The organism is Paraclostridium sp., from assembly GCF_051656405.1.
Taxonomy (GTDB): domain Bacteria; phylum Bacillota; class Clostridia; order Peptostreptococcales; family Peptostreptococcaceae; genus Paraclostridium.
On sequence record NZ_JBOGBV010000082.1, the window covers coordinates 13,650 to 33,539 of the forward strand.

Annotated in this window: 20 protein-coding genes; all 20 read left to right on the top strand. The window is 26.7% G+C overall.

What is annotated here, in order from left to right:
• Positions 1-8 precede the first annotated feature (8 nt).
• The 20 genes from ACRDDE_RS13195 to ACRDDE_RS13290 all read left to right on the top strand — a co-directional run bounded on the left by ACRDDE_RS13195 (position 9) and on the right by ACRDDE_RS13290 (position 19,885).
• Positions 9-938, top strand: a complete 930-nt coding sequence (locus ACRDDE_RS13195; RefSeq protein WP_438627975.1) for a TraB/GumN family protein — start codon at positions 9-11, stop codon at positions 936-938.
• Positions 939-1,264: 326 nt separating this feature from the next.
• The gene (locus ACRDDE_RS13200; RefSeq protein ID WP_438627977.1) at positions 1,265-1,960 is read left to right on the top strand and encodes a lytic transglycosylase domain-containing protein; all 696 of its coding nucleotides are present in this window, start codon (positions 1,265-1,267) and stop codon (positions 1,958-1,960) included.
• Between the two features lie 63 nt (positions 1,961-2,023).
• A complete protein-coding gene (locus tag ACRDDE_RS13205) occupies positions 2,024-3,343 on the top strand; it encodes an EAL domain-containing protein (RefSeq protein WP_438627979.1) in 1,320 nt (439 codons plus the stop codon).
• Positions 3,344-3,355: 12 nt separating this feature from the next.
• Positions 3,356-3,781, top strand: a complete 426-nt coding sequence (locus ACRDDE_RS13210) for a YaaR family protein (protein WP_142729895.1) — start codon at positions 3,356-3,358, stop codon at positions 3,779-3,781.
• Between the two features lie 17 nt (positions 3,782-3,798).
• Entirely contained in the window at positions 3,799-4,122 is a 324-nt protein-coding gene (locus tag ACRDDE_RS13215) for a FliM/FliN family flagellar motor switch protein (RefSeq protein ID WP_438627981.1), read from the top strand.
• Between the two features lie 20 nt (positions 4,123-4,142).
• On the top strand, positions 4,143-4,403 hold the full coding sequence (flgM, locus tag ACRDDE_RS13220) for a flagellar biosynthesis anti-sigma factor FlgM (RefSeq protein ID WP_438627983.1): 261 nt from the start codon (positions 4,143-4,145) through the stop codon (positions 4,401-4,403).
• 12 nt (positions 4,404-4,415) lie between these two features.
• Positions 4,416-4,829, top strand: a complete 414-nt coding sequence (locus tag ACRDDE_RS13225; RefSeq protein WP_438627985.1) for a flagellar protein FlgN — start codon at positions 4,416-4,418, stop codon at positions 4,827-4,829.
• A 24-nt stretch (positions 4,830-4,853) separates the two neighbouring features.
• Positions 4,854-6,128, top strand: coding sequence for a flagellar hook-associated protein FlgK (gene flgK / locus ACRDDE_RS13230; RefSeq protein WP_369284807.1), 1,275 nt, complete (start codon positions 4,854-4,856; stop codon positions 6,126-6,128).
• A gap of 16 nt (positions 6,129-6,144) precedes the next feature.
• Positions 6,145-7,077, top strand: coding sequence for a flagellin N-terminal helical domain-containing protein (locus ACRDDE_RS13235; protein WP_438627987.1), 933 nt, complete (start codon positions 6,145-6,147; stop codon positions 7,075-7,077).
• Between the two features lie 10 nt (positions 7,078-7,087).
• Complete coding sequence (gene fliW / locus ACRDDE_RS13240; RefSeq protein WP_438627988.1) at positions 7,088-7,486, top strand: flagellar assembly protein FliW; 399 nt, start codon at positions 7,088-7,090, stop codon at positions 7,484-7,486.
• Positions 7,470-7,682 (top strand): carbon storage regulator CsrA, encoded by a 213-nt coding sequence (gene csrA / locus ACRDDE_RS13245; protein WP_025162497.1) that lies wholly within the window; start codon positions 7,470-7,472, stop codon positions 7,680-7,682. Before fliW ends, csrA begins: the two co-directional genes overlap by 17 nt.
• 12 nt (positions 7,683-7,694) lie before the next feature.
• Complete coding sequence (gene fliS / locus ACRDDE_RS13250; RefSeq protein ID WP_438627990.1) at positions 7,695-8,075, top strand: flagellar export chaperone FliS; 381 nt, start codon at positions 7,695-7,697, stop codon at positions 8,073-8,075.
• An 11-nt stretch (positions 8,076-8,086) separates the two neighbouring features.
• Positions 8,087-9,664: a flagellar filament capping protein FliD gene (gene fliD, locus ACRDDE_RS13255; protein ID WP_438627992.1), complete on the top strand. Its 1,578-nt coding sequence runs from the start codon at positions 8,087-8,089 to the stop codon at positions 9,662-9,664.
• 18 nt (positions 9,665-9,682) lie between these two features.
• Positions 9,683-10,003: a flagellar protein FliT gene (locus ACRDDE_RS13260; protein WP_438627994.1), complete on the top strand. Its 321-nt coding sequence runs from the start codon at positions 9,683-9,685 to the stop codon at positions 10,001-10,003.
• Positions 10,004-10,113: 110 nt separating this feature from the next.
• Positions 10,114-10,926 carry a flagellin N-terminal helical domain-containing protein gene (locus ACRDDE_RS13265; RefSeq protein WP_278655813.1) on the top strand — a complete coding sequence of 271 codons (813 nt, stop codon included), beginning with the start codon at positions 10,114-10,116 and terminating at the stop codon, positions 10,924-10,926.
• Between the two features lie 85 nt (positions 10,927-11,011).
• Positions 11,012-13,243, top strand: a complete 2,232-nt coding sequence (locus ACRDDE_RS13270; RefSeq protein ID WP_438627997.1) for a glycosyltransferase — start codon at positions 11,012-11,014, stop codon at positions 13,241-13,243.
• 233 nt (positions 13,244-13,476) lie between these two features.
• Positions 13,477-14,241, top strand: coding sequence for an IspD/TarI family cytidylyltransferase (locus tag ACRDDE_RS13275; RefSeq protein ID WP_438627999.1), 765 nt, complete (start codon positions 13,477-13,479; stop codon positions 14,239-14,241).
• Positions 14,213-16,339: a hypothetical protein gene (locus ACRDDE_RS13280; RefSeq protein WP_438628001.1), complete on the top strand. Its 2,127-nt coding sequence runs from the start codon at positions 14,213-14,215 to the stop codon at positions 16,337-16,339. The genes ACRDDE_RS13275 and ACRDDE_RS13280 overlap by 29 nt, the downstream gene beginning before the upstream one ends.
• A gap of 13 nt (positions 16,340-16,352) precedes the next feature.
• Positions 16,353-18,845, top strand: coding sequence for a hypothetical protein (locus ACRDDE_RS13285; RefSeq protein WP_438628003.1), 2,493 nt, complete (start codon positions 16,353-16,355; stop codon positions 18,843-18,845).
• Entirely contained in the window at positions 18,842-19,885 is a 1,044-nt protein-coding gene (locus ACRDDE_RS13290; protein WP_438628005.1) for an FkbM family methyltransferase, read from the top strand. Before ACRDDE_RS13285 ends, ACRDDE_RS13290 begins: the two co-directional genes overlap by 4 nt.
• Positions 19,886-19,890: the final 5 nt, after the last annotated feature.

Consider the following 19,890-nt stretch of genomic DNA (forward strand, 5'->3'; position numbering starts at 1 on the left):
GGATTTACATGAAATTTATAAAGAAGTTACTATTATTAACACTGCCAATTGCAATTTTAATCCTAGGTGCAGGATGTACAAATAAAAGTAGCAATACTAATCAAAGCGAAACTTCGGGAAAGTCAACAGTACCTATGAAAGGGTTTTTCTGGGAGGCTAAAAAAGGAAATGATATTATATATTTAACTGCATCTATGCAGCCAAGTAAACCGAATTTAGATTATAATAATGGAAAAATGAAAAAAATATTGAAAGAGACAGATGCTTTAGCACTTGAAATAAATTTTAAAGATCAAAAAACAGTAAAAGATCTTCAAGAACAACAACAAAAAGAAATATATTTAAAAGATAAAAAACTAAAAGACTTACTTACAAAAGAAGAACAAGGGAAGTTAGATAAAATTTTAGAATCATTAGGACTAAAATATAAAGAAGTTGAAAATCTAAGTCCAAGTGGATTTTTATCATTAGTTAAACAAGTAGAAGCAGAAAAAGCAGGCTTAACAGGTACTTCTTTAAATGGTTATTTAGCAAATAAGTTTAGTGAAGATAAAAAGACAATAGTATCACTAGAAAGTAATGAAACACAAGTAGATATATTAAAAAAATCAACACAAGATTTAAAAGACTTTGTAAATGGATTTAGCTCAAAAACGTTACAAGATACAACAAAAGATTTGAATGAAAATATGTATGCCTTTATAAAAGGAGATACTGGATATATGGAACAAGAAGCGAATAAACTACAAAAATATAACTCAAAAGAGTATGAAACACAATATTTAAAAAGAGATGAACAAATGGCAAAAAAAATTGATGAATTAGCAAAACAAAAAGAAAAATATATTGTATCAGTAGGAGCTCTTCACTTCTTTGGAGAAAACAGTATATTAAAAAATCTTGAAAATATGGGATACACAGTAACTCAAATTAAGTAAATTCAATATATTTAGCAATTTACAAATATAAGACTAACACTAATCAAACAAGAAAAAGGGGAAGTATTCAACTGACGAAAGACTTAAAGTCCGATTTTAAGGGCTTTGTCTGAAGAAAGTGAACACTTCCCCTTTTTCTAGTAACCCAAAAACCTAAATACAAAAAGGATAGGTGTTCAACTGACGAAAGACTTAAAGTCTGATATTAAGGACTTTGTCTGAAGAAAGTTAATATCTATCCTTTTAGTAAAATTTAAAGAACTATACTAAACTTTTAAAAATACATGTCGTATAACTATTTATAAGTATATATTAGAGGTGATAAAATGATTGACAATATAGATTTATTAAAAATGACAGCATTAATGTCAAATAACAATAGTTATAAAACTTACAATAACACAGAGAGCGGACAAGCATTTGATATGTTAATATTAGGTTTATTAAAAGCAGTATCAAATACGCCGCAAGGTAGAACTAATCAATATGTAAACAATTGTTGTACATGTTGTAATCATAATAATAACAATATACAAACATCAAATAATAAAACTGAAAACTTAGATACAGTAAATTCTATGCATAATAGTAATAAACTTACGGCAACATCTAAAAATAAAGATGTAAATGCACAAATAGAAAATGCTATAGCTATATCATCTAAGAAATATGGGGTTGATGAAAATTTAATAAGATCAATAATAAAAGTAGAATCAGACTTTAATCCTAAGTGTACATCAAAAGCAGGAGCTAAAGGTTTAATGCAACTTATGCCTGAAAATTGTAGAGATCTAGGTGTTAAAAATCCATATGATATATATGAAAATATAGATGGTGGAACAAGACATATAAAAGAATATTTAGATAAGTACAATGGCGATACGAAAATGGCTTTAATGGCGTATAATGGAGGACCTACAAGAATGAGAAAAAGAGGAGTTAATTCTCCAGAAGATATATATTTAATGCCAAAAGAAACACAAAATTATGTGCCTAAAGTTATGAAATATTATAAGGGATAAACTGAATATTACCTTGTAGATACTTAAATATACATCTAGCGATTTTTGCGCAAGGGGGTAAATATGAACTACAAGCAATTGATAGAAATTAAAAATAATGTAAGAGCACATATGAATAAAAAAGATACGTTAACAGGTATATATAATAAGGATTACTTTTTTGATTATATATCAAACAAACCAAATGGAACTATTATAAAGATTAATGTAGATGGAATAAATTTTGTGAATGTACATTATGGAATGGAAATTGGAGACACATTGATGAGATTTATAGCTATTTGTTTAGAGGAAAACTGTAATTGTGAAAATGCAGTAATAGCTAGATTTTCAAGTTTTGATTTTATAATTCATAAAACTAATACAAACAATGAGAGAATTTATGAATTCATGGAAGAAATTAAATCTATATTAACCAAAGAAATAAAAGATATATATAAGGTTTATATCAATTTTAATATAGCTGCAGTTATATACAAAAATGATGATTTAGACATAGCTGATTCTATTAGCAAATTAGATATATGCATGAAAAATTTAATTAGCAAGGGGAATAGAGTTGGGATATATAATGATACATACGAAGAACATATAAGTATACAATCGATAGAGAGTGCAATAAAGAGTAATGAAATTAAGTTGCATTACCAACCTAAAATAGATTTATATACAGAAAAAATAGTAGGGGTAGAAGTTTTAATAAGATGGTTTAGTAAAATACATGGATATATACACCCTGAAAAAATAATATCGTTTGCAGAAGATTGTGGATATATAAATATTTTAGGTAAATGGATACTAGAGAAGGCTTGTATAGATATAAATTATTTAAATAAAAAGTTAAACACAAATATAGATTTATCAGTAAATATATCTCCACTACAATTAGAAGAAAAAGACTTTATAAGCGATATAATTGAAATATTAGATGAGACTGCATTTGATTCCAAATCTTTAAAGTTAGAAATAACAGAGAGTGAAAATATAGAAGATATAATAAAGATAAATGATATAATAAATAATATTAAAAAAACTGGAATAAAAATATCGATAGATGATTTTGGAAAAGGATTCAACTCAATTAACTATATAAAAAATTATAATGTAGATGAAATAAAGATAGATAAATCCTTAGTTGAATATTCAAATAGAAATCCTATGTTTGTTGAAAGTTTAATAAATATGATTCACACAACTCAAACAACTGTTGTTGCTGAAGGTGTAGAAACAGAAAAGGAATATTTAAGGTTAAAAAGTATGGAATGCGATTTAGTACAAGGATATTACTTTTATAAACCAATGGATTTAAATGAGTTAATTGAGTCAGTAAAAGAAGAAAAACTTACAACAGAGGAAGAATTAACTGTAGGGGAATTTTATTAATTAGAGGTAAATATGAAAATAAGAGAATTTAAAATTTCTAGTGAAAATAGTTCAATAGATATAAAGAAGCCAAAACAGTCACTAAGTTTTAGTGATAGTTTTAATAAGGTGAGTATATCTAAAAGTAAAGAAGAGGTAGATAGATATTTAAATCAAATTAAAGACATAGGAAAAGACTTAGCAAATACAAGAGGATATTCACATGTTATTAGATATAAGCAAGCGATACAAAAATATTTGAAGTCTGTAGTTGATTATACCTATGAGACAGATAAAAAAGATTCTTTTTGGAGTAATAATTATTTTAAAACAGTAAAAGTAGTTGATGAAAAATTAGAGAACTTAACTAAGTCTGTTTTAGAAAATGAAAAAGATAATATAGATATTATTTCAGAAATAGATGACATTAATGGGCTTTTAATTGACCTATATTTGTAAAATAAGGAGAGGCACTTATGCAAAGCAAAAATGAAATAAAAGAGATATATGAACCTCAGTTTGAACAATTACAAAAGGGTGAGACAGCATCTGTAAATGCTATAGAAGCTATATCACATGCAGAGATGGAATTAGAAGTTTTAGTAGGTAGTACTCGAGAAAAAATTTCTAGTATAGTAAATCTCAAAGAAGGAGATATCTTAGAGTTAGATAAGTATTTAGAAGAACCATTAGATATAAGTATAAATGGGGTAACTATAGCAAGCGGAGAAAGTATGATAATAAACGATAAAATAGCGGTAAGATTATCAAAGATAAAATCAATGCAAGAAGAATATTAAATTCTTGAGGAGGTAGCGTTTTGAAAGTTACTAATGATAAACATATAGCATTCAATAGCATATATAAGATGGATAAATTAAAAAATAATAATGAAAATAAAAGTCAAAATAATACTGATAGTGTGCAAATATCAGAGTTAGGAAAGTATTTAAGTAAAGTTAGTTCAAAAGAAGAGCCTATGGATATGGAAAAAATAAATCGACTTAAACAGCAAATTGAAAATGGAACTTATAAAGTTGATTCTAGAATTTTAGCTAAAAAAATAGTAGGAAAATTGTAGGAGGAGAAAAAAATGAGTCCAGAGTTAAAAGTTATAATATACGAACAAAGAAAACTGTTTAAAGAGTTATTAAATTTACTAGATGAGCAGTATGATTTAATACTTGGAAAAGATCCAACATTATTAGATAAAATTTCAAGAAAACTAGAAAATGTATCTAGAGATATAGCAAAGTTAGAAATTCAAAGAAGAAACATAGTTGGATCTGATTTTAGTATGGGGACTTTAATAGAAGAAAATGATGATAAAAACATTAAAGAAGCTTATGAGGAAATAAAGAGTACTATAAAAATGATAGAAGTTCAAAAAGAATCAAATCATGTTATTTTAAAGCAAAAACTATTTTTTACTAAAAAAATGTTAAATGTAATAAAGCCAAGTCAAGGAACAGGTACATATAATTATTGTGGACAAGTAGGAAAGTAAAAATTAAATAATCGGAGGGAATATATGTCAGGATTATTAGGTAGTTTACAATCAGCAAGAACTGGTATGAGTGCAAGTCAGGCATCAATACAAACGACTTCTCATAATATCAACAATTTAAACACTCCAGGGTATTCAAGACAACAAGTAGAGCAAAAAGCAAGAAGTGCATATAGTTATCCTGGATATAACAGTCAGTTAGGCGCTGGACAATTAGGGACAGGAGTCGAAGTTACCGATATAGTTAGGGTTAGAAATTCATTTTATGATTTCCAATTTAGAAATGAAAGTCATACATATGGTCAAATAGGTGTGAAATATGATCATTATAGTACTATGGAAACTATATTTAATGAACCATCTGAAACAGGGATTTCTTCATCTATAAATAATTTCTTTATGAGCTGGCAAGAACTTTCAAAGAATCCTAATGACGTTGGATCTAAGGATATAGTTATTCAAAATAGTGACTACTTAGCTAAAAATATAAGTAATGTATATAAAAAATTAAATGAGTTAAGTGAAAATGCGAAAAAAAAGCTAAATGAAAATATAGACGATATAAATGGAAAGTTAAAAGAATTAAAAGAGCTTGATAAACAAATTAAATTAGTTGAGGGTAGCGGAAAATCTCCTAATGATTTAATGGATGAAAGAGATAGAATTTTAGATGATTTAAGTTTTAAAATGAACATAAATGATGAAAATGTTCAAAAGCTATTAAAGGATAAAATAGCAAGCGGAGAAAATATAACTGAAGATGATCTAAAAAAGATACCAGGTGTATCTGGAGAAATTAAAGGTTCTTTTGAAATGCTTGATAAAATAGAGGGATACAAAAAGGATTTAGAAGAATTGGCAGAAGGTATCAAAAAAAGTGTAAATGATACTTTAGGAGTAGATATATTTGAAACTGGAACAGACTCTATACTAAAAGTAAAAGATGATATTTTAGATAAAACTACGGATTTAAATATAACGGCAGAGACTGCGCAAAAAATGTATAAATTAAAAGATGAAAAAGTAAGTATCGGTGGAGAAGATATAACTATAAATAATTTCTACAATAGCATAATACAGAGACTAGGAAATGAAACTCAAGAAGTTAGAAGAAACGAAAAAAACCAAAGCAAGGTTTTAAAAGAAATAGATAATTCAAGATTAAATGTATCGGGGGTATCATTAGATGAAGAAATGATAAACTTGATACAATTTCAGCATGCGTATAATGCAAGTGCAAAGGTAGTTTCAACTATTGATTCATTACTAGATGTTGTAATAAATGGGCTAGTAAGATAATTTTAGGAGGAGAATTATGAGAATAACAAATTCATCAATGATTAGAAGTCATATGTATGATGTTCAAGAAGGTTTACAAAGAATGGACAATTTAAATAGACAAATAGATTCACAAAAACAAATAAATAGAGTTTCAGATGACCCACATAAAGCTATAAAAATAATGAACTTAAACAATGAAATAAAATATGCAGAAAAACATAATCAAAATGTAGAAGAAGTTGTAGGTTGGATGAATAATACTGATGCTAACCTAGAAGAGTTTGGAACTCTGCTTGGAGATATAAAAAACAGTGTATTAAAGGTTGGAAACGGAACTTACTCAGATGAAGAAATGAAGGCTATACAAGCTGAAATGAATGAGAAAATAAAAGCTCTAGGAGAAACTTTAAACACTACTCATGGTGGAAGATATATGTTTGGAGGAACATCTGTGGATGAACCACCAGTTCTCATAGAAGAAAAGGATGGGGTTGTTACTTTAACATTAAATCCTAAGATAAATGATGAAGATTTAAAAGCTGAAATTTCTGATGGAATAAATTTAGATTACAATGTTTCTGCAAGTGAGATATTCAATAAAGATGGGAAGAATTATTTAGATTCAATAAATGATTTATCAAAGCTTATGAATGATATAGCTAATGGAGTAGATGTAGAAGATAATAAAAAAGAGTTATTGGGAGATGTAAAACAAAATATAGATGACTTTTTTAATCATACTGTTGATACTAGAACTAAATTTGGAGTGAAAGTAAATACGGCAGAAAAAATAAAAGATCTTAATGATGAAAATATATTAAATATGAAAGGTGTATTATCATTAGAGCAAGATGTAAATTATGTAGATAAATTTATAGAATTAAAATCTGCAGAAATGGTATATAATGCATCTATTCAAGTTGGAGCAAAACTTATACAACCTAGTATATTAGATTATTTAAGATAGAGGTGAAATTATGAAAGTAGTATTTGAAAAGGGACTTCCAGGGTTTGAAAATCATAAAAACTTTGAGATAAATGATATTGAAGAAAATCAAAAATTTAAAGTTGTAAATTCTTTAGATGATAAGAGTGTAGGGTTTATAGCTGTATCACCGTTTGATATAAAAAAAGATTATGAAATTAAATTAGATGATGATACTATAAATTCATTAAAAATAGATAGGCCAGAGGACGTATTACTATTAAATATAGTAACACTTGGAAAAAAGCTAGAAAATAGCACTGTAAATCTAAAAGCACCTTTAGTAATGAGTGTAAAAAATAAGCTAGGTTTACAGTTAATATTACAAGATGACAAGTACAATATAAAAGAACCTTTAATAGGATGTGGTAAAAATGTTAGTAATTTCTAGAAAAAAAGATGAGTCACTATTAATTGGAGATGACATAGAAATAAAGATAGTTAAGGTAGAGGACGGAAGTGTTAAATTAGCTATAGATGCACCAAAAGATAAAATAATACTTAGAAAAGAAATATATGAAAAAGTAAAAGAAGAGAATTCAAGTGCAATAGCTAAATTAGATGATATTTTAAATTATTTTAAGTAGGTGAGGTAATATATGTACACGGCAAATCCATACAATGCGTATAAACAAAATTCTGTAAATACGGCATCTAAGGAGCAATTACTTTTAATGCTATTAGATGGAGCGGTTAAATATACAAAAATAGCCAGGTTGGCGATACTTGATAGAAATATAGAAAGAGCTCATAAAGAATTAGTTAGAGTTCAAGATATATTTTTAGAACTTATGATAACTATGGATAGAAGCTCTAAGGCTATGGATGATTTATATCAGTTATATGAATATATAAAAAATGAATTAGCTAAAGCAAATATGAAAAAAGATATAAAGATAATAGATGAAGTGCTTCCTTTGATAGAGGAAGTAAGGGATATGTGGCATGAAGTTGATATGAAAATTAAAACTGGTAAATAGGGGGTAATTTTATGACAAGTGTTGGTAGTGCAAGCAGTGTGAGAATTCCAGGTCTTGCAACTGGTATGGACACTGATTCTATGATAAAAGACATGCTTTCAGGAGAACAACAAAAAATTGATAAAGCAAAGCAAAAACAACAAACAGTAAAATGGCAACAAGAGATATATAGGGAAGTGATGAAAGATATTAAATCTTTACAAGATAAGTATTTTTCAGTAGCTTCTCCAAATTCTATAATGAGTAGTAGTGCATGGAATACATTAACTATAGGAAGTTCAAATGAGAATGTAATTACAGCATCAGGAAGTGCAGGAGCTAATAAAGTTGATTATAGTTTTAATGTTGTAAAGCTAGCTCAATCAGCTAAAATGAACTCAAGCAAAGCTACAAATAATGTGGATATAAAAAAAGATAGCTCATTAGAATCTTTAGGTTTAAGCGGAGAACAAAAGTTTTCAATAAAATTTGGAGATGGAGATAAAGAGATATCGAAAGAAATAACAATAAGAACAGAACCTTTATATGAAACAGATAGTGATGGGAATTTTGTATTAGATAAAGACGGAAATAAAGTAGTAAAAGAGCCTGCTGATACTGTAGACACTTTAATAAAGAAGATAAATGACAGTACAGATGGAAATGTTAAAGCATCTTATAGCGATATGACAGGTGAATTTACTATTCAAAGTACTAAAACAGGAGAGAATTCTAAGCTACAAATAGTTGATGATTCTGGAAACGAAAGTGGAGCTTTAGATTTTTTAGGAATTTCAAAAAGTGAAAAAGGCTCAAATTCACAAATAGAAGTTAAAGCAAAAGATGGATCGTTTACAAAAACGTTAAATGAAGAGTCTAATTCATTTAGTATAGATGGAATAACATACAATGTTCATACTACAGGGACTTGTGAAATAACTTCAAAAGAAGATGTACAACCTGTAGTTGATAATATGAAAAAATTTGTAGAAGATTATAATAAGATAATGGATAAAGTTTATTCTCTTGTTACAGAAAAAGCAAATAAAGATTATCCACCATTAACAGAAGCTCAAAAGAAAGATATGAGTGAAGAAGAAATAGAAAGATGGGAAAAGAAAGCTAAAGAAGGATTATTAAGAAATGATTCTGAAATGAGAAGCTTCATGGATAAAATGCAAGGTTCAATATTTGGAGACAACATGACTTTTTTAATGGAATGTGGATTAACTTCAAATGAAGATTATACAAAAAAAGGGCAATTATCTTTAGATGAAGACAAGTTTAAAAAAGCACTTCAAAACAATAGTCAAAAAGTATATGATGCATTTGCAGGAGGCAATGATAGTGTTTTAGAAAAAATGAAAGATACTATGTATGATTATGTAGGAACTTCATCATCTGTTTTTGCTAAAAAGGCTGGGCTTGAAAAAACTTCATCAGTTGTGAATAATTTTTATTCAGAGCAAATAAAAAGACAAGAAGATGCTATAAAACTTCTTCAAAGAAAAATGAATGATAGAGAAAATAAATTATACAAACAATTTGGACAGTTAGAAGCAAGCATGAATAAGCTTAATTCACAAATGAATTATTTTGCACAAATGTAAATTTAGGAAGGTTAAATTATGATTGAACTTGCTAATAAATATAAAGACATATCATTAGATATAATTAAAAAACTAAAAAATAAAGATATAGAAGAGATAAACGAACTTTTAGATATAAGACAAAACATACTAGATGATGTTACTAATTCAAAACAATTCAAAGAAATACTTTTCAAAGAAAATATACTTGATATAGATGAAAGTATAAAATCTTTATTAAAAGAACAGATAGAAACTACAAAAGAAGAAATTAAAGAACACAATAGATCCAAAAAAGCTAGTATGTCTTATATTAACATAGCCAAAGAAAATTTAAATATTTTTAATAAAAAAGTATAAAGTTTTTCTAAATAGTTCCGATATATAATATTGTAAGCGATACTTGGCCAAGTAATTGCAAATAAAATAAAAAGACAAGGATGTCGTAAAAAACTAAGGAGAGTATAAAAATGAGAATAAACACTAATATGAATGCTATGATAGCAACTAACCAAATGAGCAAAAACACTGCTTTATCTGGAAAATCTATGGAGAAATTATCTACAGGATTAAGAATAACTAAAGCTGGAGATGACGCTGCAGGTCTTGCTATATCTGAGAAAATGAGAGCTCAAATAAAAGGTATGGAACAAGCAGATAGAAATGTACAAGATGGTATATCTATGGTACAAACTCAAGAAGGTGCTTTAGAAGAAGCTGGAAACATAGCTCAAAGAATGAGAGAGCTTGGAGTTCAAGCTGGAAACTCTACTTTAACAACTGAAGATAGAACTAAGATAAGCACAGAGTTAACTCAATTAAACGAAGAAATGGGTAAAATAGCTTCTGAAACTAAGTTCAACGGTAAAAATATATTAGATGGATCTAATGCTAGTATGACTATACAAGCTGGTGCAAACCAAGAAACAAGAGTTATATCTAATATAGATTTAAAAACTATAGGAACTACATTAAGTTCAAAAGTTAAAGTTGGAACTGAAACTGAAGCTAAGGACCTAGTAACTGCTTTAGATACTGCATTAGAGTCTATAAATAATGGAAGATCTAAACTAGGAGCTGTACAAAATAGATTAGAATACACTTCTTCTAACTTAACTACATCTACAGAAAACTTAACAGCTGCAGAGTCTAGAATAAGAGACGTAGATGTTGCTAAAGAAATGGTTAACTTATCTAAGTTAAATATATTAAACCAAGCATCTCAAGCTATGGTTGCACAAGCTAAACAACAACCAGAATCTGTAACTCAATTATTAAGATAATAATAATTAAGTTTTAAACTAAAGGGTAAAGCATATGCTTTACTCTTTATTTTTAAATTTAATTAAATTGAAAGGATATAGAATTATGCTACTAAGTATAGTTATGATGATAAAAAATGAGGAAAAATATTTAGATAATACTTTAAAATCATTAAATCCTTTAATGAATAACATAAAGAGTGAACTTATAATTTTAGATACAGGATCCTCAGATCGAAGTGTTGAAATTGCCCAGAAATATACAGAAAAAATTTATTTTGCAAAATGGAATGATAACTTTGCTCAAATGAGGAATATATCAATAGGGTATGCAAAAGGAGAATGGGTACTTATATTAGATGCAGATGAAGAATTAGTTAACTATGAAAATTTAATTAACTTCTTTAAAAATGGAATACATAAAAAATATAATAGTGCATCCATAGAGTTAACAAATATAATGTCAGAAGATAAAAAACTTTTTAATAAAGCATCTATTGTTAGATTATTTAAAAAAGATAAGACTTTTAGATATGAAGGTGCTATACATGAACAACCAATATATAAAGAACCTATATTTAATGATGTAGCTAATTTTAATCATTATGGATATATGTATAAGAATGAAGAAGTTAAACAAAAAAAACTTAGTAGAAATGAAAAAATTTTACTATCTGAGTTAAAGGCCAATCCTAATAATCCATACATATACTATCAGTTAGCTATGAACTATTCAGCTTTTGGAGATAAAAAAGAAGCCCTTAGTTACATGAAAAAATCTTATAAAATGTACAATGAATTAAGAACTACATATTCATATGTAAGTTCCGGTTTAGCAAAATTATATATTGAATTAGATGAATATGAAGAATGTGAAAAACTGTGTAAAGAGTATATAGAAAATGATGATAAAAATATTGATATGTATTGTTATATTGCAATAAGTCAGAATAATCTTAAAAATTATGAGGAAAGTCTATATAATTATAATAGATATTTATACTTAATCGAAAATTATGAAATATCAACTCAAGCTAAAGACTTATACAGTATATGTGACACTATAAGTTTTAGAGAAAATGCTAAAATAGACATACTTAATATATATTATAATTTAGGAATGTATGAGAAGGTTATAGCTGAATCAAAAAACATAGATTTAGAACAACTAAAACAAATATACTACGTGCTAATTATGAGTTTATATAAATTAGAAAGAGAATGTGAATTATTTAATATATATGAAAAAATATCACTATCACAAGTTGAAAAAAATATATTTCAAGAAAATATAGAAGATATAATTTTAAATATTAAACAATCGGATAGATTTAAAATATATAATATTCTAACTAAAATAGATGGAAACTATGGAATTTTAAATAAAATAAGGATAGGGCTGCAATTATCAGATGAAGAGTATAGTGAGATTTTATTAGAAGAAAATGAATTATACTATGCAGATGTCATTTATTATGCATTAAAAAGCGGAAGTGATTTGGTAAAATTGTTGGCAGGAGTTAATCATGTAAGTCTAAATAAATATTTTGGATATTTAGTTTTATATAGAAGAGGTTGTATATTAGAACTTTATGATTATTTAGTTAAAGCTTCTAACACGATGGATTTGAATAAAATTATAATATATAGATGTTTATCTAAATATTTACTATTTGATGGAGGGTTAGAAGGTGAAAAATATGAGCAATTGATATATATGTATTTAGCATATAGTTCTGTTTATATAAAACAAATATATAATGAGTTGTTAAGTGATGAAGAGTTATTAAGATTGGTTAATGATGAAGATGATGTCTTTATAATTAAATTAAATTTAATAGAAAAGCTCAAAAAAAATAACCCAGTTGAATACATAAAAAATATGAGACAACTATTAATTGAAAATAAAAAATATAAAAATATTATATCTATATTAATTAATAATTTTAAATCTGAGATTGAAGAAAATGAAGAACTCAAAAATCTTAAGAAACAATATAAAGAGATTATTAAAAGTGACGTAAATAAAGGTGATATAAAAAATGCTCAAATAAAAATAAATGAATATCAAAACTTATTTGAATTTGAGTCGGAAATTTTAAATCTAAAAGCTATCACAAATATACTAACTTCAGAATTTGTAGAGGCTGATAATATCCTTAAACAAGCGTATATGATTGACAGAAATAATTATGATGTTATTTTTAATATAGCATTTGTTAAAGAAATGCTTGGAGAGTTTAATGAATCAGTTAAATACTTGGATTACATAATAAAATACTGTGACGAAGAGACTATTGTATCTGATGCAAAAGATAAAATTGCAGAAATTATTTAGTATGAATATAAAAACAAGGGTAAAGTTAATGCTTTGCCCTTTAATTTTTATTAAGGGACAGTATAGAATGATTAACTTTAAAAGATGGGAATATTTTTCAAACACTAAAGTTTAGGAAAAAAATGACGAAAAATATATTATAATGGTTTATATTGTAAAAAGAGTATATGAACATATTCCAAGATTTGTATAAGGAATTTATTTGTTACTTAAATAATAATTTAGGAGGCATTATGGTAACAGCATTAATATTTGCAGGTGGAGTAGGAGTTAGAATGAATAACAATGCAAAGCCTAAACAGTTTTTACAAATAAATGGAAAATCAATTTTATTACACACAATTGAAAAATTTGAACGACATGTTCAAATTGATAACATAATTGTTGTTTGTATTGAAGGTTGGATAGATTATTTAAAATTAGAACTAAAAAAACATAATATAAAAAAAGTAAAATGGATAGTTCCAGGAGGTAGTACTGGACAAGAATCTATTTTAAATGGATTAAAAGAGTTAGAAAAACAATTGGAAATAAATAATGATAATATAGTTCTTATACATGATGGTGTAAGACCAATTATAGATAATTACACAATAACAGAAAATATAAATAGTGTACGAACATATGGGAATGCGATTACAGTAGCGCATGAGATAGAAACAATAGCATCTGTTAATGAAGACGGAAAAATTGATAGATTGATAGATAGAAATACTGTTAAAATAGCAAAAGCACCGCAAAGTTTTTACTTAAAAGACATAATAGAAGCTCATAAAAAGTCTATAGAAGATAAAAAAGTTGATTTTATAGATTCAGCAACATTAATGAGTTACTATGGAAATAAATTACACACTGTAATTGGACCATCGGACAATATTAAGGTGACTACAGCTAAAGACTTTTTTATGTTAAAAGCTATGCTTGAATTAAGAGAAAACTTACATGAGTTAGAAAGATTGGAGAGTTATGATGACAGAGAAAGAGTATATTATAGATAGTTTTAAGAAAAATTTAAAAAAACTAAAAGACAAAAAAGTAGTTATTTATGGAATAGGAAAAAGTACAAAAGTAGTATTGGATGAATTTACAGATTTTAACTTCATTGGACTTATGGACCCTGTAAAAGAAGGGGATGTTATATTTGGGAAACCAGTATTATCTGTTTCAGATATAGGAAATATGGATGTTGATGCTATTGTTATTATAGCTAGGGCTAGCAATCTATCAATAATATATCAAAGAATTGAAAATATATGTAATTCTAAAAACATTGAGGTCTATGATATAAATGGAAGTTTAATAGAAAATATTATAAATGAAAATCAGTTAGAAAGTGAGTATTTCAATAAAAGCATTGATGATATAAAGAGTGTGTATGAAAATTATGAATGTATAAGTTTTGATGTGTTTGATACGCTTATCATGAGAAAAACATTATATCCTGTGGATGTTTTTCAAATAGTAGATAAAAAAGCAAAAGAAAATAATATTTATTTTGGTGATTTTTATTCTCTTAGAACAGAAGCTGAAAGAGAACTTAATTTAGAGAAAAGTCCTAAAATAATTGATATATATAATAGATGTCAAGAAAAAGAGCACTTTTCAGATGAAATTAAAGAAAAGTTAATGAAACTGGAAATTGAAACAGAACGTGAAGTACTTATTCCTAGAACTGAGATGGTAGAGTTATTAAAATGGTTAGTAAGTAAAGATATTGATGTATATTTAATCTCAGATATGTACTTAAGCAAAGAGATTTTAGAGCCAATATTAAATAATTTTGGAATTCAAGGATATAAGAAATTAATGGTATCATGTGACTACGGAAAATCTAAGTGTAATGGTTTGTATAATTACTATTTAGATCTTACAAAAAAGGAAAAATATTTACATATTGGAGATAATTACGAAGCAGATGGAAATATGGCGAAACTAAATGGATTAGACACTTATTCAATTAAATCTTCAATTGATATGATGGACCTATCTAATTTAAGAACACTTAAAAAGTATGATAATGATTTTAGAAGTAGATGTATAATAGGGAATTTCATATCAAATGCCCTGAATAATCCATTTGCTTTTTATAAAACTGAAGGAAAAATAGCTATTAATAATAATTATGATTTTGGATATAGCTTAATAGGGCCGTTTATATTTACTTTTATAGAATGGATGTTAGGTAAAGTAAAAAATGAAGGAATAGATACTTTATTACTATCAGCAAGAGATGGATTTATAATTAATGAAATTTTAAAATCAAAAAAATTGAATTTAGATAATAAGCTAAATATAATTTATTTTAAAACATCGAGAATGAGTTCTGCGATAGCAGGAATCAAAGATGAAGAAGATATAAAATACATATCATCATTAGCTTTTTCAGGGAGTGCTGAGGAGATGTTGCAAACTAGATTTTTCTTAGATGTAAATGATATAAAAGCTAAGGAACATGGAGAATCTGATGAAAAATATATTTTAAGACATAGAGATTTAATTTTAGGTAAAGTAAAGGAAGCTAGAGCCAATTATTTAAAATATATTGAGTCACTTGAATTAAAAGATGATGCAAATATAGGTTTTTTTGACTTTGTATCTTCTGGAACATGTCAAATGAATTTAGAGAAAATAATGAATAAAAATCTAAAAGGTCTATATTTCTTAAAAGTATTAGAAGATTATGAAGGTAAGTTAAACTTAGATATTAGCACATTACTAGAATCTAAGTTTGTATATGAAAAACAAAGTTGTATGTTTGATAGCTATATTTTCTTAGAAAATATAATGACATCTTATGAACCATCTATAAAAAACTTTGACGAAAATGGATTAGCTAAGTATCTTGATGAATCAAGAAGTAATTATCAAATTGAAAAGATTAAAGAAGTTCATAAGGGAATCTTGGATTTTTATTTTGATATGGACCTTGTACCTAGTGGTAAGGTATCTAGCAATGAAATATTACTTGTAGATGAGATTCTAAAGAACATTAAAAATGGATATAGTTTAATTTCGGCTAGTATATTTAAAGATACTACTTTAAAGGATGAATTCTGTAGTAGAGAGTTTGATTCAGCAGCTTGTCTTGCATTATAGAAAGGATAATCATATGCGATTTTATATAAAAAAACAATTGATTCAGAATTGTAAATTTTTACTAGAAGTACATAAAAATATTAGAAAAAATTTAAGTAAAATAGATGTAAATTTATTGATAGAATGCCAGCAAACAGCTGTACATGTTGGAAAAAATATATTAGAAGAAGATGGGTATGAGGATGTTGTCTCTATCTTGGAGCAGTATTGTGAATTAGTTTATCAAGTTAATGATGAAGAAATAGATAAAACTTCTAAAAAAAATATACTAAAAAATATGGATTTATTTATACAGAATACGAAGAAATGTATTAAGTTAATACCTGAAAGGTATGAAATTTTGTTTTTACCATATAAAGCATCTATGTGGGATAGCATGGAAAGTATTTGGATTTCTGTAAGCAAAGATAATCGTTACGATGTTAAAGTTATGCCGATACCATATATAGAAAAAAACGGAAGTGAAGTGAACGGGACTGTAAAATGGGAAGGCGAACAATTTCCTGAATATGTTGGTATAACTTCTTTCTTAAATTATGAAATTGATAAAAATCATCCTGAAATTATAATAATTCACAATCCTTGTGATGAATATAATACAGTAGCATCAGTGTTACCCAAATATTACTCTTATGAATTAAAAAAGAATACAGAAATATTAGCATATGTTCCATACTATGTAACTGGAGGAAGTCAAGCTGATAGTTTTTATAATCTTCCTTCATATGAAAATATAGATTTTATATTTACTCAAAATAATAATTTTAAAAATTATTTTCACAAAGAATTTAAAGATAAATTAGTTCCGTTAGGTTCTCCTAAAATAGATAATATAGTAAGTAATAATTTAGAATTAGGGACAAGCGAGGACGATTTAAATAATTCTGAAAAAAAAGTAATTCTTTACAATACGAGTATTTCAAGCATTTTGCAAGAACGTGAAAAAGCTATAGATAAAATGAATGATGTTTTTGATTGTTTTAAAGGCAGGGAAGACGTTAAGTTAGTGTGGAGACCTCACCCGCTTACTGAAGCAACTATAACCTCTATGGCAAAAGAACTTGAGCCTAAGTATAAAAAATTAAAAAATATGTTTTTAACTGAAGATATTGGAGTTTTAGATAAATCTTCAGATGTGACAAAAGCAGTTAAAAGTGCAGATGCATATATAGGAGAAGAAACGTCATCATTAGTACATTTATTTGGAGTTCAGGGGAAACCTATATTTCTTTTAGAAAACAAATTATCAAGTTATAATAATCAGATAATGGAAAATAACCTATGTTTTTCTGATTTTATAAAAATAGATAATAAATTATGGTTTGTACATAACTTTTTACCTGCATTATTTACTTATGATATAGATAATCAAAAGATTGAATTCGTAAAGAAGTTACCTTTTAATTCGGGGAATATAGTACGCTCATACTGTGAGATTATTAAATACAAAGAAAAATTAATACTTATACCTATGAGTTCAAGAGAGATATGTGTTTACAATATTAAAACTAAAGCAATTTCTACTCAAGAAATAAAACAAGCTAAATACTGTAATTTTATGAGAGGCATCACTTATAATAATAAGTTGTTTATGATACCTACAGCATACGATGCTATAGTAGAATTTGATATGGAACAAGAAAAAGTAAAATATCATAGCAAATGCATTACTAAATTAAAAAAAATTACTGGGTATGACGGTGGATATAATTTTATGTATGGTGTAGTTGAAATAGAAAATAAACTATACTTATCTTCAGTACAATCAAATTACATTTTAGAATTTGATATGGATAAGGGAACATATATGATATATGAAGTAGGAGATAAAGGGCATACATACTGGGATATGGTATTTGATGGTAAATATTTCTGGCTAAATCCATTTAAAGGAAAAGATATAGTGCGTTGGAATAAAGAAACTAGTGAAAGTAAAGTATACAATTCTTATCCAAAAGATTTTAAGGGAGATTCAGAGTGTTTTTTAAGATTTATAGATTTCGATGAAAAAATTATTGCTGTACCTAAAACTTCAAATATGTTTATATCTATAGATAAAAAAAGTGGGAAATTAGAACAAATTAATTTGAGTTTACCAGAAGTCACAAATGAAAATATATTCTGGGGAAGCAATTATTACTTTGCTAAAAAAGTGGGCAACGCAAAACTTGCCACAATGTCAGCCTATGATAATAAGTTTAGATTAATAGATTTAGAAAATAATTCTTGTGAAGTTATAAGTATAAATAATATAGAAGATGAAACTATTGAAAAACTTATGAAACAAGGGTTTGATAAGATGGGAGATAATCTTCCGTATGCAATCAGAGAATCTAATATTTTTACACTTGATGCATTTATCAAGTACTTATCTAATTATGAACATTTAGTTGAAGAACAAATTAAAGCATACTCACAGGTTATAGACAATATAGATGGCACTTGCGGAGAAAAAATATTTTGCTTTTTAGATAAAGCTTTAGAGAGGGAAATGCAAAAATTATGATTACAGATTTAGAACAAGTTTATAGATGGCTTTGCGATTTAGAGTCGAAAGAAATATTTTTAAATAGATTAAACTATAACATTACTGGTGATTTTAGATACATTTCAAATATAGTAGATAAGTATGTACAAAGAATATCCGATAATTTTTCATGGGAAAATCTAATATCTAGAATTAAAAATCTTACTGATGAAACTAAAATTGTAATTTATGGTGCAGGGGGAGAAGGAGATGCTCTTTACTGGATTTTGAAATCATCAGGTATTGAAGTTGATGTATTCTGTGATAGAAATACAAGTTTATCTGGAAGTAAGATAATTCCTGTAATTTCTCCGAAGCAGTTATTTGATGATTATAAATCAAATAAAATTGCTATTGTTATTGGTACAGAAATGTACTTTGATGAGATATATAAATTTTTAATCCAAAATGGTATTAGAAAAGAAGATATATATGGTGGATCAGCGGATACTACAAAACAGTATTTTGATAAGGAACTATTAAGTTTAACTGAAAAAGAGTATTTTGTTGATTGTGGAGCCCTTGATTTACAAACAACAATGAATTTTCTTAATGTATGTTGTGAAGGTAAATCATATGCATTTGAGCCAGATGTATCTAATTTTGAAAAATGTATGAAAATGAAAGAAAAATATAAATTAAACAATATAGAAATATATAATCGTGGTTGTGGATCGAAAAAGGAATGTTTAAAATTTACTTCAACTCAAAATGGAAGTTCATATGTAAGTGATAATGGTAATGCAGAAATATCAATAGAGACATTAGATCAAATGCTAGAATCAAAAGAAATAACATTTATAAAAATGGATATTGAAGGCATGGAATTGGAAGCTTTGAAAGGTTCGGTAGAAATTATTAAGAAACAGAAACCTAAATTGGCAATTTCTATATACCACAAAAGTGATGATTTAATAAACATTCCTATACTTATTAAAAACTTAGTACCAGAATACAAGTTTTATATAAGACATTATAGTATTTATCCTGCAGAAACTATTTTGTATGCAGTTATTTAAGGAGA

What these genes read in the sequence shown, in the direction of transcription:
- ACRDDE_RS13195 (WP_438627975.1), top strand. Translation starts at nt 9, where the DNA reads ATGAAATTTATAAAGAAGTTACTATTATTAACACTGCCAATTGCAATT.
- ACRDDE_RS13200 (WP_438627977.1), top strand. Translation starts at nt 1,265, where the DNA reads ATGATTGACAATATAGATTTATTAAAAATGACAGCATTAATGTCAAAT.
- ACRDDE_RS13205 (WP_438627979.1), top strand. Translation starts at nt 2,024, where the DNA reads ATGAACTACAAGCAATTGATAGAAATTAAAAATAATGTAAGAGCACAT.
- ACRDDE_RS13210 (WP_142729895.1), top strand. Translation starts at nt 3,356, where the DNA reads ATGAAAATAAGAGAATTTAAAATTTCTAGTGAAAATAGTTCAATAGAT.
- ACRDDE_RS13215 (WP_438627981.1), top strand. Translation starts at nt 3,799, where the DNA reads ATGCAAAGCAAAAATGAAATAAAAGAGATATATGAACCTCAGTTTGAA.
- ACRDDE_RS13225 (WP_438627985.1), top strand. Translation starts at nt 4,416, where the DNA reads ATGAGTCCAGAGTTAAAAGTTATAATATACGAACAAAGAAAACTGTTT.
- flgK (WP_369284807.1), top strand. Translation starts at nt 4,854, where the DNA reads ATGTCAGGATTATTAGGTAGTTTACAATCAGCAAGAACTGGTATGAGT.
- ACRDDE_RS13235 (WP_438627987.1), top strand. Translation starts at nt 6,145, where the DNA reads ATGAGAATAACAAATTCATCAATGATTAGAAGTCATATGTATGATGTT.
- fliW (WP_438627988.1), top strand. Translation starts at nt 7,088, where the DNA reads ATGAAAGTAGTATTTGAAAAGGGACTTCCAGGGTTTGAAAATCATAAA.
- csrA (WP_025162497.1), top strand. Translation starts at nt 7,470, where the DNA reads ATGTTAGTAATTTCTAGAAAAAAAGATGAGTCACTATTAATTGGAGAT.
- fliS (WP_438627990.1), top strand. Translation starts at nt 7,695, where the DNA reads ATGTACACGGCAAATCCATACAATGCGTATAAACAAAATTCTGTAAAT.
- fliD (WP_438627992.1), top strand. Translation starts at nt 8,087, where the DNA reads ATGACAAGTGTTGGTAGTGCAAGCAGTGTGAGAATTCCAGGTCTTGCA.
- ACRDDE_RS13260 (WP_438627994.1), top strand. Translation starts at nt 9,683, where the DNA reads ATGATTGAACTTGCTAATAAATATAAAGACATATCATTAGATATAATT.
- ACRDDE_RS13265 (WP_278655813.1), top strand. Translation starts at nt 10,114, where the DNA reads ATGAGAATAAACACTAATATGAATGCTATGATAGCAACTAACCAAATG.
- ACRDDE_RS13270 (WP_438627997.1), top strand. Translation starts at nt 11,012, where the DNA reads ATGCTACTAAGTATAGTTATGATGATAAAAAATGAGGAAAAATATTTA.
- ACRDDE_RS13275 (WP_438627999.1), top strand. Translation starts at nt 13,477, where the DNA reads ATGGTAACAGCATTAATATTTGCAGGTGGAGTAGGAGTTAGAATGAAT.
- ACRDDE_RS13280 (WP_438628001.1), top strand. Translation starts at nt 14,213, where the DNA reads ATGACAGAGAAAGAGTATATTATAGATAGTTTTAAGAAAAATTTAAAA.
- ACRDDE_RS13285 (WP_438628003.1), top strand. Translation starts at nt 16,353, where the DNA reads ATGCGATTTTATATAAAAAAACAATTGATTCAGAATTGTAAATTTTTA.
- ACRDDE_RS13290 (WP_438628005.1), top strand. Translation starts at nt 18,842, where the DNA reads ATGATTACAGATTTAGAACAAGTTTATAGATGGCTTTGCGATTTAGAG.